Origin of the sequence: Inquilinus sp. (genome assembly GCF_039594555.1) — a bacterium.
GTDB lineage: Bacteria > Pseudomonadota > Alphaproteobacteria > DSM-16000 > Inquilinaceae > Inquilinus.
In genome coordinates, this window is record NZ_JBCNNF010000023.1 from 1 (window position 1) to 13199 (window position 13199).

Genomic DNA, 13199 nt, shown 5'->3' on the forward strand with positions numbered 1-13199 from the left:
GCAAGCCGAGCGCGCCCGGCGCCTGGTCGCGGTGCGGCGGATCCTGGAGGGACGGGACGGATGACTCAGCGGCAGACCAGCCGGTCGCCTTCCGGCGCGCAGCCCACCGCGATCGCCGCCCCTGCGGCGACTGGGCCGGCGTGGCGCGGCAGGTCGATCGGGCTGCGCGTCGCCCAGCTGCGGCCGGCCACGCCGCACCACAGCGCCTCGACCGGCAGCCGGTCCTGCTTGTCGTTGAGCAGGTACACCGCGCCGCCCGCCGGGTCGAACCACAGCCGGGCGTTGACCGATGCCCCCGGCCCGGCCTGCCCGAGATCGACCGAATACCAGTGGGCGATGGCGGCGCCGCAGGCGATGCGGCCGTTGCCGCGATTCTCCGCCTGGAACGACCGTTCCGTCAGCCCGTCGGTGCCGTGCCCGGCCGCGAAAGCCGGGCCGGCCGCGAGCGCCAGAGCGATCATCGGAAGGGCGCAGGACCGGAACCGCATCATCGGACCACCCCGAAAAGCTGACTTGCAGAAGACAATATCGTACAAATACTCTTTCACAAGATAACAAATAATCTGCAGCGTACATCACAACAATAAACAGGGAGTCGAGACATGATGAAGAGCTTGATGATCAAAGCCAGCCTCGGCGTGCTGATGCTGGCCCTGGCTTCGACGGCGGGCAGCGCCGGGGACGTGAAGAGCATCGCCATCCTGACGCCGGAACAGGGCACCGATTTCGGCTGGAACCAGCAGGGCGTCACCGCCGCCAAGGCAGCCGGCGCCAAGGAGGGGGTGCAGGTCACCGTGGCCGAGGGCCTCGGCTACGGCGACGTGCGGCCGACCATGCGCGAGCTGGTGGCGGACGGGGCCAGCCTGCTGATCGCCCATGCCAGCGGCTACAACACCGCCGCCCCGGAGATCGCGGCCGAGACCGGCGTGCCGGTGGCGATCGTCGACCGGCCGGACCTGCTGAAGCCCGGCCTGATCGCCGACTACACGCTGAGCGGCCATGAGGGCGCCTATCTGGCCGGCCGGCTGGCGGCGAAGATGACGCGGACCGGCACGGTCGGCATCGTCGTGTCGGGCGAGCCGCCGTCCTGGAATTCGCAGTCGGCGGCCTTCGCGCAGGGCGTGAAGGCGGAGAAGCCGGCGGTGAAAATCCGCTACGCCGTGATCGGCCCGGCCGCCTACAGCGACGCCGCCGGCGGCAAGCGGGTGACGGAGTCGGTGATCGCCGCCGGCGCCGACATCATCTTCGGCCAGGGCAACGGGTCGAGCTTCGGCATGATCCAGGCGGTCGAGACCAGCAAGGCCACCGATGGCGGCAAGGTCTATTTCATCGACGTGATCGGCGACAAATCCAGCATCGACAAGGGCAACCTCCTCTCCTCCGTCGTCTGGAACATCACCCCGGTCTACGCCGCGATGATCCAGGACCTCAAGGCCGGCAGCTTCGGCACCAAGCACTATGCCATCGGCCTGGCCGATGATTCCGTGCAGCTGCTGAAGACGAAGGCGATCCCGGACGACGTCTGGACCCAGGTGCAGGCGATCCGCGCCGACATCGTCAGCGGCAAGATCAAGGTCGAGCCGGTCTGGGACGCGGCCGCGGTCCGGGCGCTGATGTCGGATGTCTCGGCAGCCGCGCAGTAGCCCTTTCCCAGGAACGGCACCCCGCCGTGACAGGCCGGCGGGGTGCGGAGCGACCGAGCCATGACCGCAGCACCGCCGCCCGATGCCGGCGCGCCGATCGTCGCGCTGCACGGCATCACCAGGCGCTTCCCCGGCGTCGTCGCCAATGACCGGGTCGATCTCGCGATCCGGCCCGGCGAGGTGCATGTGCTGCTGGGCGAGAACGGGGCCGGCAAGTCGACCCTGATCGCGATGCTGTCCGGGCTGCTGCAGCCGGATGAGGGCACGATCCGGATCGACGGGCGGGAGCAGCCCATCGCCTCGCCCCGCCATGCCCTCGGCTTCGGCATCGGCACGGTGTTCCAGCATGTGATGCTGGCCCCGACCCTGACCGTCGTCGAGAACCTGGCGCTCGGCCTGTCCTGGTGGCACCGGCCCGACCGGGCCCGCCTGGCCGCCGAGTTCACCCGCACCGCCGAAGGGCTGGGCCTGTCGATCGACCCGCATGCCGTCACCGGCGAACTGTCGCTCGGCGAGCAGCAGCAGGCCGAGATCGTGCGCGCGCTGCTGCGCGGCAGCCGGGTGCTGATCCTGGACGAGGCGACGTCGATGCTGACGCCGAAGGGGGTGGAGGAGCTGGGCGCGCTGATGCGGCGGCTGGCCGGCCGCGGCATCGCCGTCGTCTTCATCACCCACAAGCTGAAGGAGGCCTTCGATTTCGGCGACCGCATCTCGATCCTGCGCCTCGGCCGCAAGGTCGGCGAGATCCCGCCCGAGCGGCTGCGGGCGCTGGGCGAGCGCGCGGCGACGGCCGAGATCGTGCATCTGATGTTCGGGTCTTCCGAATCCCCCCTCCCCTCGCCTGCATCGAGTCCCCCCTCCCCTCGCGGGAGGGGGGTAGGGGGAGGGGGTTCTCTCGGCTCGCCCCGGCCTGGATTGTCGCAACGTGGCACGCATGGTGAGCACGGGTCTTGGCCCATTCGCGCGCAGACGCGCGCAGACCCCTCCCCCTACCCCCCTCCCGCAAGAGGAGGGGGGACTATGGAAAATGTCCCGGCCCCAATCCTGGTCGTGCGCGACCTCAGCGTGCCCGGCCATGGCGCGGCGGCCGTCGCCGACATCGCGCTGCAGGTCGCGCCGGGCGAGATACTGGGCATTGCCGGGATCGACGGCAACGGCCAGAAGCAGCTGGCCGAGGCACTGGCGGGGCAGCGGCCCGCGAGCGGCGGCACGGTGCTGCTGGACGGCCGGTCGATCGACCGGCTGGATGTCGGCGCCCGCCGCCGGCTGGGCCTGCGCTACGTCACCGACGACCGACTCGGCGAAGGCACGGTCGGCGCCTTCCCCGTCTCCCTGAATCTGCTGCTGAAGCAGATCGGCGAGCCACCCTTCTGGTCGCGCGGGCTGGACCGGCCCGAGGAGATCGACCGGAACGCCCGCTCCCTGGTCGCGGCCTTCGACGTGCGCACACCGGGTATCCGCACGCCGGTCGGCCGCCTGTCCGGCGGCAACATCCAGAAGGTGCTGCTGGCGCGCGAGCTGTCCGGCGCCGCCCGGGTGGTGATCTACAGCAAGCCGACCTACGGGCTGGATGTGCAGAACATCGTCGCCGCACGGCGGCGGATCCGCGACGCCGCCGCTGCGGGTGTCGCCACCATCCTGATCTCGACCGACCTGGAGGAGCTGCTGGAGCTGTCGGACCGGATCGCGGTGATGTCCCATGGCCGCATCGCCGGCACCGTGGCCAATGACGACCGGGCGCGGCAGCGCGTCGGCGAGCTGATGATCGGGGCGCAACCATGACGGCGGATGCGGTGAACGGCACGGCGCCCGCCCAGAAGCCGCCGGCGAAGCCCGGCCTGGCCGGCGCCGCCCTGCACTGGGCCCTGGTGACGCTGGGCCCGATCCTGGCCGCCCTGCTGCTGTCGGGCGCCGTCCTGCTGGCCCTGGGCACCGATCCCCTGGCCTATTACGGGCTGGTGCTGCAGCGGGGCCTGCTGTCCTGGCTCGGCCTGCAGGAGACGCTGTCGCGGATGGGGCCGCTGCTGTTCCTCGCCGCCGGGCTGATTGTCGCCTTCCGCGCCGGCATCTGGAACCTCGGCACCGACGGGCAGTTCCTGCTGGCGGCGGTGATCGTCGCCGCGGCGGGGCCGCCGCTGGCGGACGCCCTGCCCGGCTGGATCGCCCTGACGCTGTGCCTGGCCCTGGCCGCCCTGGTCGGCGCCGCCTGGTCGCTGCTGCCGGCGCTGCTGCGCGCCTATCAGGGGGTGAACGAGATCATCACCACCCTGATGATGACCTTCCTCGGCACCTCCTTCGCCAATGTCCTGGTGAAGCTGGCCTTCCGCGACCCGGCGACGACCGTGCCGCAGACCCGGACGCTGCCGGTGGACGAGCGGCTGCCGCGGCTGTTCGGCAGCACCATCAGCAGCGGCCTGCTGCTCGGCCTGCTCGCCGTCGTGCTGGTGCATCTGATGATGACCCGCACCGCCTTCGGGCTGAAGCTGCGGGTGGTCGGCGCCAATGCCCGTGCCGCGGTGCATGCCGGGCTGCCGGTGCCGCGGCTGACCATCGCCGTCTTCGCCCTCTCGGCCGGGCTCGCGGCCATGGCGGGGGCGGTCGACATCATCGGCGTGCAGGGCAACGTCCGCGCCGACTGGAACCCGGCCTATGGCCTGGCGGTGATCCCGCTGGTGTTCCTGGCCCGCTTCAACGGCTTCGCCAGCATCGCCTTCGTCTTCCTGTTCTCGGTGCTTTCGATCGGCGGCGAGAGCGCGGCGCGGCGGCTGGGCGTGCCGCATTTCTTCACCCTGGTGGTGATGTCGATCCTGCTGATCGTGCTGGCGCTGGTCGAGTTCGTCGACCACCGGCGCCGCGAGCGGATGAGGGCCTGAGCATGGACGGGCTGCTGACCCAGGCCTTCCTGACCTCGCTGGTGCTGGGCGCCATCACCGCCGGCGTGCCGCTGCTGCTGGCCGGGCTGGGCGAGCAGATCTCGGAGAAGGCCGGCGTGCTGAATGTCGGCATCGAGGGCATGATGCTAGCCGGCGCCTATCTCGGCTTCCTGGTCGCCTATTCCAGCGGGTCGATCTGGCTCGGCTTCCTCGGCGGCGCCGGCGGTGGGCTGCTGGTGGCCCTGCTGATGGCGCTGCTCTGCGTCCGGCTCGGCCTCAACCAGATCGTCATCGGCATCGCCCTGACCCTGGGCGCCGAGGGCATGACCGCCCTGCTCCACTTCTTCCAGTTCGCCCAGAGCTATCCGCGGCTGGAGGGCGCGAGCACGCTGCCGATCCCGCTGCTGTCGGCGATCCCGGTGATCGGTCCGGCGCTGTTCGACCGGCATCCGGTGGTCTATCTCGCCGTCGCGCTGGTCTTCGTCCTGGCCTGGGTGTTCCGGCGCACGGCGCTGGGCCTCGACCTGCAGGCGGCCGGGGACAAGCCGGCGGCGCTGGATGCCGCCGGGGTCGACGTGATCGGCATCCGCACCGCCGCGGTGCTGGCGACTGGCGCGCTGGCCGGCATCGGCGGCGCCTTCCTGGCCAATATCGGTGCCGGGCTGTTCATCCCGTTCATGACCAACGGCGCCGGCTTCATCGGCATCGTGCTGGCGATGCTGGCGCGCGGCCGGCCGGTGTGGGTGCTGCTCGGCGCCCTGCTCTTCGGCGCCTGCCTGTCGCTGACCACGGCGCTGCAGGTCGCGGGCGTCAATGTCCCGACCGACGTGATCCAGATGCTGCCCTTCGCCGCGGTGATGGCGGTGCTGGTGCTGTTCGGGCGGCGCGCCAGCCTGCCTGCGGCGCTGGGCCTGCCCTATGTCCGCGGTGCCCGCTGATGTCTTCCGGAGGAACCCTGCCATGACGGACACCAAGGTCTATCTGCTCGACGGCGGCTCGCTCGTCCTCGACGGCTACCACGTCTTCTGGAACCGCGGGCCCGGCGGCGAGATCCGCTTCCCGGTCTATTCCATCCTGGTCGAGCATGCCGAGGGCCGCTTCCTGATCGACAGCGGCTTCGACTACGACCATGTGATGAAGGTGCTGCCCTTCGAGAAGCCGCAGCAGACGAAGGAGCAGACCATCCCCGGCGCGCTGGGCCTGCTGGGGCTGGAGCCGAAGGATGTCGGCACCGTCGTCAACTCCCATTTCCACTTCGACCATGTCGGCGGCAACAAGTACTTCCCGCATGCCAAGAAGCTGTGCCACCGCGACGAGATCGCCCAGGCGGCGACGCCGCAGCCCTTCGAGGTGCTGGGCTATTCCGACCTGAGCTTCTCGGCCGACGCCGCGGCCGCGCGCGGCAAGAGCGACCAGCTGCTGGCCGGCACCACCGACGCCAATTCCCGCTTCGAGACGATCGCGGGCGATGTCGAGCTGGCCAAGGGCGTCCACCTGCTGTTCACCCCCGGCCACGCCATCGGCCATTACAGCCTGCTGGTCGAATTCCAGACCCGGCGGCCGATCCTGTTCACGATCGACGCCGCCTACACCCAGAAGAGCCTGGAGACTTTGTGCCAGGCCTCGTTCCACATCGACCCGGTGGCCGGCGTCGCCTCGATGCGCCGCCTCGCCAAGCTGGCGGAGGACCGGGAGGCGGAGCTGATGTTCTCGCACGACCCCACGAACTTCGCCCATTACCAGACCGGCCCGAAATTCTACGGGTAGCTCTTTCCTGTCATCCTCGGGCTTGACCCGAGGATCCAGGGGCCTTCAAGAGCCGCTCTTGGTGGCCTCTGGATTGCCGGGTCAAGCCCGGCAATGACAGCAGGGAGTGAACCTCCGAACAGGAGTTTCCGATGCCTACGCCCACATTGCGTGACCCCGTCTTCACCCTCACCTCCGGCCCTGTCGACGCCTATCCGGCGGTGCTGCGCGGGCTGTCGCGCACCATCCATTACGATTACGACCCGGTGTTCCAGGCCTTCTATGAGCAGGTCGTCGGCAAGGCGCAGGCGGCGATGCGCCTGTCGACCAAGCCGGTGATCCTGCATGGCGAGCCGGTGCTGGGGCTGGAGGCCGCGGCGGCCTCGCTGATCGCCCGCGGCGACGTCGTGCTGAACCTCGCCTCCGGCGTCTACGGCAAGGGCTTCGGCTACTGGGCCAATCGCTATTGCGCCGAGCTGGTCGAGATCGAGGTGCCGTACAACGAAACGATCGACCCGGACGCTGTCGCCCGGATGCTGCGGGAGCGCCCCGACATCCGGATCGTCTCGCTCTGCCACCACGACACGCCGTCGGGCACGATCAATCCGGTCGATGCGATCGGCCGGATCGTGGCGGAGCACGGCGCTTACCTGATCGTCGACGCGGTGTCGTCCTTCGGCGGCATGGATGTGCACCCCGAGGCCTGCCGCGCCGACATCTTCGTCACCGGGCCGAACAAGTGCCTGGGCGGCGCGCCGGGCCTCAGCCTACTCGGCGTCTCCGACCGCGCCTGGGCCAAGATGAAGGCCAATCCGGACGCGCCCCGCGCCTCGATGCTGAGCATCCTGGACTGGGAGCACGCCTGGCGGCGCGACCGTCCCTTCCCCTTCACCCCCTCGGTCGCCGAGGTCAACGGCCTGGACGCGGCGCTGGACCAGTATCTGGCGGAGGGGCCGGAGACGGTCTGGGCCCGGCATGCGCTGACCGCCCGGGCCTGCCGGGCGGGGCTGCAGGCGATGGGGCTGGCGCTGTGGCCGGCGCGCGAAACCATCGCGTCGCCCACCACCACGGCGGTGCGGGTGCCCGAGGGCGTCTCCGACGCGGCGCTGCGCGGGGTCGCTCGCGACCGCTACGGCGTCACCTTCTCCTCCGGCCGCGGCGAGACGCTGGGGAAGCTGGTGCGCATCGGCCATATGGGGCCGACCGCCCAGCCGCTCTACGCCGTCATCGCGATCAGCGCATTGGGCGGGGCGCTCGGCGCGCTGGGCCACAAGGTCGATATCGGCCGCGGCGTGGCGGCGGCCATGGCCGCGATCGACGCCGGCTGAACAATCAAAGAAGATAGAAGGAACAGGGACATGGCTTCGGATCTTTCGGGCAAGGTCGCGATCGTGACCGGAGCGGCGCAGGGCATCGGCCGGGCGATCGCGGAGCGGCTGGCGGCCGATGGCGCCCGCGTGGTCGTCGCCGACATCAATGCCGACGGCGCCGCCTCCGTGGCTGCAGGGCTGGGCAACGGCAGCTTCGCCGCGGCCTGCGACGTCTCCGACCCCACCGCGGTCGCGGCGCTGCACGAGACGGTGGCGGGGCGGACCGGGGGCGTCGACATCCTGGTCAACAACGCCGCGATCGTCCCCTTCATCGCCTGGGACGAGGTTGACCTGCCGCATTGGAACAAGATCATCGCGGTCAATCTGACCGGCGTGTTCCTGATGTCCCGCGCCGCCTCCGACCTCATGCGGCGGGACGGCCGCCAGGGCCGGATCATCAACATCTGTTCCAACACCATCTTCGCCGGCACGCCGAACATGGCGGCCTATGTCGCGGCCAAGGGCGGCGTGTTCGGGTTCACTCGGGCGCTGGCGACCGAGTTGGGCAAGCACGGCATCACCGTGAACGCGGTGACGCCGGGGCTGACCGCGTCGGACGGGGTCATGGCCAGCCCGCACGCCCAGGCCTTCGGCTTCGTCGAGATGCTGCAGGCGATCCCCGGCCAGGGTCAGCCGCGGGACATCGCCCCGGCGGTCGCCTTCCTCGCCTCCGACGACGCGCGCTGGATCACCGGCCAGACCCTGAATGTCGATGGCGGGATGGTGCGCTGGTGAACCGGCATCCCTGAGCGGCGGACCTGACGGAACCCCGGCGCTTCAGGTCCGACATCTCAAGCGGTGGTAGCGGCCGCCGTGCGGCCGCTACCGGTCCGTGCCGTGACGGCTTTTGAATGCTCTTGCGCATCGGCTAATTATCGATATCGTTATCAATATCGATAATTTGAGTCAGGGACGGAGATGCTTGCCATCGCGCAGGACGGCATACGGCCCGGCAAGAGCGCCGAGGTCTTCGACGGCCTCAAGCGGATGATCATGCTGGGCGAGGTCGCGCCCGGCATCGCCCTGCTCGAGCTGGAGCTGGCGCAGCGCTTCCAGTGCAGCCAGGGCACGGTGCGCGAGGCGCTGCTGGCGCTGCAGGAGGAAGGGCTGGTGCATCGCCTGCCGCACAAGGGCACCCGCGTCGCGGACTGCACCGAGGACGAGGCGGCCGAGATGTTCCGGCTGCGCCACGGCATCGAGACCCGCGGCATCGCCCGTGCCCTGCGCCGCCCCGATCCCGCTTTGCTGCCGGACCTGACGGCCCTGATCGAGGGCATGGAGGCGAAGGCGCTGGCCGGCGACGAATACGGCCAGACCGAGCTGGACCGCGCCTTCCATCGCCGGCTGTTCCGGACGGCCGGCCTGCCGGCGGTGGAGCCGCTGCTGCACCGCTGCATCCTGCACAACCACCGCTTCAAGATCACCCGCAGCGGCGAGCGGCGCGACCTGACGGCCACGGCCCAGCGCCACTGGACCATCGTCGAGGCGCTGGCCGCGCGGGACGAGGCCGCGGCGGTCGCCGCCATCGGCCACCACATCGAGACCATCGTCGATGTCGGCCCATCGATCTTCGGCGCCGCCCCCGAGGGGCCAAAGGCATGACCGGCTTCGACCCCAACGACGCGCCGAACCCCGAGATGGCCGCGATCATGGCACGGCTGGCCGCCGAGGATGGGCATCTGCCAGACCCGACCACCCTGCCGCCCGTCGAGGGCCGGGCCCAGGCCGAGGCCGGCAATCTCCGCTGGAACCGGGACCTGCCGCCGATGGAGACGGCCGAGCTGACGCTGCCCGGCGACGACGGCCCACGCCCGGCGCGGCTGTTCCGGCCGGACACGGCGCGTAGGGCGATCCTGTACATCCATGGCGGCGGCTGGGCATTCTGCAGCCTCGGCACCCATGACCGGGCGATGCGCTGCCTGGCCGAGGCGACGGGCATGGCCGTGATCGGCATCGACTATCGCCTGGCGCCGGAACACCCCTACCCGGCCGGGTTGGACGATGCCGTCGCCGCCTGGCGGGCGCTGCCGGAAGCGCTGGCGCGGCACGGGATCGCCGGGCCGATCGGCATCTCGGGCGATTCCGCCGGCGCCAACCTGGCGCTGGCGCTGATGCTGCGGGAACAGTCTGCCGGCCGGCCGCTGCCGGCGTTCGGCCTGCTGTTCTACGGCGTCTATGCCGTCGAGCAGGAGACCGACTCCCACCGCCGCTTCGGCCCCGGCGGCTACGGCCTGACCAGCGCGAAGATGATTCGCTACCGCGACTGGTACGCGCCCGACCCCGCCACCTGGACGCACCCGCTGGTCTCACCGCTGGCGGCCGGCGACGCGGCGCTGCGGGCGCTGCCGCCGCTCTATCTCAACGCCGCCGGGCTCGACCCGCTGCTCAGCGACACGCTGCTGCTCGGCGAAAGGCTGCAGGCGCTGGGGCGGGGCGATCCGGTGCGGGTGCATCGCGGCGTCGTCCACGGCTTCATGCAGATGACGCTCGCGCTCGACGAAGCCCGGAAGGCCTTCACGGAGGCCGGAGCCTGGGCCCGCCGCTTCAACGAAAACGCATAACGATAAACAGAGGAGGACACGTCGTGACCAAGATGCGAGGGGCGGCCCTGGCCGCGCTGCTGGTGCTGGCCGCGGGGTCGGCGCGGGCCGAGAGCACGGTCCGCTTCTGGTACCATTTCGACAATCCGGACAACCCGGTGGCGGGGCTGGTGGCGAAGTTCGAGGCGGCCAATCCGGGGATCAGGGTCGAGGCCGAGAACATCCCCTGGAACAGCTATTACGACAACCTCTACACCGCGATCGCCGGCGGCAATGCGCCGGACGCGGCGATGGTGAAGCTGTTCGCGCAGCCGCGGCTGGTGGAGATGGGGGCGCTGGAGGCGCTGGACGACCGGATCGCCGGCTGGGACGGCAAGGCCGACCTGCAGGACGACCTGCTGAAGATCAATGGCGGGCCTGACGGGCACCAGTACTACCTGCCGGTGCAATACGTCGTCTCCTACCTCTATTACCGCGCCGATCTGTTCGCCGAGGCGGGGCTGCAGCCGCCGAAAACCTGCGAGGATTTCGCTAAGGCGGCCAAGGCGCTGACCCGCGACACCAATGGCGACGGCCAGCCGGACATCTGGGGCTTCGGCTTCCGCGGCAGCAAGGGCGGCTACGACCATTGGGGGCCCTTCGTCCTGTCGGCCGGCGCCAAATTCGAGAAGGGCGGGCTGACCAGCCAGCAGGTGATTGCCGCCAATACCTGGCTGGTCGATCTCTTCCGCAGCCAGAAGCTGTTTCCGCCCTCGGCCCCGAATGACGGGTTCCAGGAGATCATCGCCGCCTTCCAGCAGGGCCGCACGGCGATGACGATCCACCATATCGGCTCCTCCGCCGGCATGGTGAAGGCGCTGGGCGACAAGGTCTCGGCCGTGCCGGTGCCGGAATGCAACGGCGGCCGCTGGACCTCCTATGGCGACGAATCCCTGGCCGTGCTGTCCTCGGCCGAGGATAAGGACGCGGCCTGGAAATGGATCGCCTTCCTGGCCAGCGGCGACGCCAATGTCGAGTTCAACAAGGCGACCGGACAGCTGCCGGTGACCAAGAGCGGCGCGGCCAGCTGGACGCTGCACGAGAAGCGCTTCGTCGACGCCACGGTGCAGTCCCTGCCCTTCGCCCACAGCCTGCCGGCGCTGCCGCAGACCGCGGATTTCGTCAACACAGTGTGGCCGGCGGCGATGCAGCGAGCCCTGACCGGCGAGATTACGCCCGAGCAGATGATGCGCGAGATCGAGCAGCTCTACGCCCCATGAAGTCCGTCTCGATGACCCTGGCAGCGGCACAGAGAGCCCCGGTCCGCGGCAGTTCGCGAACCCGGATCCTGCCCTATGTGCTGCTGAGCCCGGCGGTGCTGGTCACGCTGCTGATCGTGTTCCTGCCGATGCTGCAGGCGGTGGTGCTGAGCCTGCACGACTTCGTGCTGTTCCGGCCGAACCAGATGCCCTTCGCCGGGCTCGGCAACTTCGCCAAGGCGCTGGCCGACCCGGTGTTCTGGACCTCGCTGCAGCACACCGCGATCTGGGTCGGGGTGACCATCCCGGCCCAGCTGCTGCTCGGCCTCGCCACCGCGCTGCTGCTCAACCAGCGCTTCTGGTGGCGGCCGCTGGCGCGGGCCGTGGTGATCATCCCCTGGGCGCTGCCCAGCGTCGTAATCGCCCTGATGTGGCGCTGGATCTACGACCCCAACGCCGGGGTGCTGAACGACGTGCTGGTGCGCCTCGGCATGCTGCAGGGCGCCTTCCCCTGGCTGGCCGATCCCGGCACCTCGCTCTATGCCATCATCCTGACCCTGACCTGGCAGGGCTTCCCGTTCTTCGCGGTGATGATCCTGGCCGGGCTGCAGGCGGTGCCGCGCGACCTGTACGAGGCCGCGGCGATCGACGGCGCCACGCCCTGGCAGCAGTTCCGGCGGATCACCCTGCCCTCGATCGCCGGGGTGATCGCGACCGCAGTGCTGCTGCGCCTGATCTGGGTCGCCAACTCGATCGACGTCATCTTCGTCATGACCGGCGGCGGCCCGGGCTATGCCACCCACACCCTGCCGCTCTACGCCTTCATCAAGGCCCGGACCAATCTCGACTTCGGCTACGGCTCGGCGCTGGCGGTGATCTTCACCCTGCTGCTCGCCGGCTTCGTCCTGGTCTATCTGCGGCGCACCACGAGGGCGATGGACTGATGGTCACCCGCAGCTCCCCCTGGCAGCGCGTCGCCCTGATCCACCTGCCGATGCTGCTGATCGCGGCCTTCGCCCTCGGCCCCTATCTGTGGATGGCGCTGACCTCGCTGACGCCGCCGGACGACATCGTCGGCCGCGGCGTCGCCGTCGACCCGTCGGCCTGGACCGGCGCCAGCTACGAGCGGCTGTTCGGCCGCACCAGCTTCCTCGTCAATATGGGCCACAGCCTGATCGTGGCGCTGGGCACGGTCGCGGTCGGGCTGACGCTGAGCGTCACCGCCGCCTATGCCTTCTCGCGCTTCCGCTTCGCCGGGCGCCGGCTGCTGATGGTTCAGTTCCTGGTCATCAACATGTTCCCGGTCGTGCTGCTGATCCTGCCGCTGTTCGTGCTGATGCGGCGGCTCGGCCTGCTCGACACCCACCTCGCGCTGATCATCGCCAACGCCACCGTCGCCATCCCCTTCGCCATCTGGATGATGACGAGCTACATCGACGCCATCCCCAAGAGCCTGGACGAGGCGGCCATGACCGATGGCTGCTCCCGGCTCGGCGCGCTGTGGCGGGTGATCCTGCCGCTGTGCGTCCCCGGGCTGGTGGCGACCGGTATCTACATCTTCATCACCGCCTGGAACGAATATCTCTACGCCCTGACCTTGGGCGGCCGCACCGTCCGCACCATGACCGTGGCGATCCAGACCCTGATCGGCGAATACCAGATCGAATGGGGCCTGCTGACCGCCGGCGGCGTGGTCGGTGCCCTGCCCGCCACCATCCTGTTCCTGCTCGTCCAGAAACGCCTGATCGGCGGCCTGACCCAAGGCGCCGTGAAGGGATGACTGACCCTC

13 protein-coding genes are annotated in these 13199 nt (G+C 70.0%); 12 read left to right on the forward strand and 1 reads right to left on the reverse strand.

The genetic code is table 11. From position 1 onward, the window contains the following. Positions 1–65: 65 nt before the first annotated feature. Positions 66–461: a hypothetical protein gene (locus tag ABDW35_RS04220; RefSeq protein WP_343712599.1), complete on the reverse strand. Its 396-nt coding sequence runs from the start codon at positions 459–461 to the stop codon at positions 66–68. Between the two features lie 141 nt (positions 462–602). Between ABDW35_RS04220 and ABDW35_RS04225 the strand changes: the two genes are divergently transcribed. From ABDW35_RS04225 to ABDW35_RS04280, 12 genes are all read left to right on the forward strand, one after another. Next, positions 603–1643: a BMP family protein gene (locus ABDW35_RS04225; RefSeq protein WP_343712600.1), complete on the forward strand. Its 1041-nt coding sequence runs from the start codon at positions 603–605 to the stop codon at positions 1641–1643. Positions 1644–1703: 60 nt separating this feature from the next. Further along, the gene (locus ABDW35_RS04230; protein ID WP_343712601.1) at positions 1704–3425 is read left to right on the forward strand and encodes an ABC transporter ATP-binding protein; all 1722 of its coding nucleotides are present in this window, start codon (positions 1704–1706) and stop codon (positions 3423–3425) included. After that, complete coding sequence (locus ABDW35_RS04235) at positions 3422–4516, forward strand: ABC transporter permease (protein WP_343712602.1); 1095 nt, start codon at positions 3422–3424, stop codon at positions 4514–4516. Before ABDW35_RS04230 ends, ABDW35_RS04235 begins: the two co-directional genes overlap by 4 nt. Before the next feature lie 2 nt (positions 4517–4518). After that, the gene (locus tag ABDW35_RS04240) at positions 4519–5454 is read left to right on the forward strand and encodes an ABC transporter permease (protein WP_343712603.1); all 936 of its coding nucleotides are present in this window, start codon (positions 4519–4521) and stop codon (positions 5452–5454) included. A 22-nt stretch (positions 5455–5476) separates the two neighbouring features. Beyond that, complete coding sequence (locus ABDW35_RS04245) at positions 5477–6283, forward strand: N-acyl homoserine lactonase family protein (RefSeq protein ID WP_343712604.1); 807 nt, start codon at positions 5477–5479, stop codon at positions 6281–6283. A gap of 131 nt (positions 6284–6414) precedes the next feature. Further along, complete coding sequence (locus tag ABDW35_RS04250; protein ID WP_343712605.1) at positions 6415–7590, forward strand: alanine--glyoxylate aminotransferase family protein; 1176 nt, start codon at positions 6415–6417, stop codon at positions 7588–7590. A gap of 30 nt (positions 7591–7620) precedes the next feature. Continuing rightward, positions 7621–8367: a glucose 1-dehydrogenase gene (locus tag ABDW35_RS04255; protein WP_343712606.1), complete on the forward strand. Its 747-nt coding sequence runs from the start codon at positions 7621–7623 to the stop codon at positions 8365–8367. Between the two features lie 183 nt (positions 8368–8550). Next, on the forward strand, positions 8551–9234 hold the full coding sequence (locus tag ABDW35_RS04260) for a GntR family transcriptional regulator (protein ID WP_343712607.1): 684 nt from the start codon (positions 8551–8553) through the stop codon (positions 9232–9234). After that, positions 9231–10193, forward strand: a complete 963-nt coding sequence (locus ABDW35_RS04265) for an alpha/beta hydrolase fold domain-containing protein (RefSeq protein WP_343712608.1) — start codon at positions 9231–9233, stop codon at positions 10191–10193. Before ABDW35_RS04260 ends, ABDW35_RS04265 begins: the two co-directional genes overlap by 4 nt. A 32-nt stretch (positions 10194–10225) precedes the next feature. Next, positions 10226–11431, forward strand: a complete 1206-nt coding sequence (locus tag ABDW35_RS04270) for a sugar ABC transporter substrate-binding protein (protein ID WP_343712628.1) — start codon at positions 10226–10228, stop codon at positions 11429–11431. After that, complete coding sequence (locus tag ABDW35_RS04275; protein WP_343712609.1) at positions 11428–12354, forward strand: sugar ABC transporter permease; 927 nt, start codon at positions 11428–11430, stop codon at positions 12352–12354. The genes ABDW35_RS04270 and ABDW35_RS04275 overlap by 4 nt, the downstream gene beginning before the upstream one ends. Beyond that, on the forward strand, positions 12354–13190 hold the full coding sequence (locus ABDW35_RS04280) for a carbohydrate ABC transporter permease (protein ID WP_343712610.1): 837 nt from the start codon (positions 12354–12356) through the stop codon (positions 13188–13190). Before ABDW35_RS04275 ends, ABDW35_RS04280 begins: the two co-directional genes overlap by 1 nt. Positions 13191–13199 lie beyond the last annotated feature (9 nt).

Bases quoted from the DNA above. Each gene is read 5' to 3' on its own strand.
- ABDW35_RS04260 (WP_343712607.1), top strand. From the start codon at position 8,551: ATGCTTGCCATCGCGCAGGACGGCATACGGCCCGGCAAGAGCGCCGAG.
- ABDW35_RS04255 (WP_343712606.1), top strand. From the start codon at position 7,621: ATGGCTTCGGATCTTTCGGGCAAGGTCGCGATCGTGACCGGAGCGGCG.
- ABDW35_RS04265 (WP_343712608.1), top strand. From the start codon at position 9,231: ATGACCGGCTTCGACCCCAACGACGCGCCGAACCCCGAGATGGCCGCG.
- ABDW35_RS04240 (WP_343712603.1), top strand. From the start codon at position 4,519: ATGGACGGGCTGCTGACCCAGGCCTTCCTGACCTCGCTGGTGCTGGGC.
- ABDW35_RS04270 (WP_343712628.1), top strand. From the start codon at position 10,226: ATGCGAGGGGCGGCCCTGGCCGCGCTGCTGGTGCTGGCCGCGGGGTCG.
- ABDW35_RS04280 (WP_343712610.1), top strand. From the start codon at position 12,354: ATGGTCACCCGCAGCTCCCCCTGGCAGCGCGTCGCCCTGATCCACCTG.
- ABDW35_RS04245 (WP_343712604.1), top strand. From the start codon at position 5,477: ATGACGGACACCAAGGTCTATCTGCTCGACGGCGGCTCGCTCGTCCTC.
- ABDW35_RS04235 (WP_343712602.1), top strand. From the start codon at position 3,422: ATGACGGCGGATGCGGTGAACGGCACGGCGCCCGCCCAGAAGCCGCCG.
- ABDW35_RS04220 (WP_343712599.1), bottom strand. From the start codon at position 461: ATGATCGCTCTGGCGCTCGCGGCCGGCCCGGCTTTCGCGGCCGGGCAC.
- ABDW35_RS04275 (WP_343712609.1), top strand. From the start codon at position 11,428: ATGAAGTCCGTCTCGATGACCCTGGCAGCGGCACAGAGAGCCCCGGTC.
- ABDW35_RS04230 (WP_343712601.1), top strand. From the start codon at position 1,704: ATGACCGCAGCACCGCCGCCCGATGCCGGCGCGCCGATCGTCGCGCTG.
- ABDW35_RS04225 (WP_343712600.1), top strand. From the start codon at position 603: ATGATGAAGAGCTTGATGATCAAAGCCAGCCTCGGCGTGCTGATGCTG.
- ABDW35_RS04250 (WP_343712605.1), top strand. From the start codon at position 6,415: ATGCCTACGCCCACATTGCGTGACCCCGTCTTCACCCTCACCTCCGGC.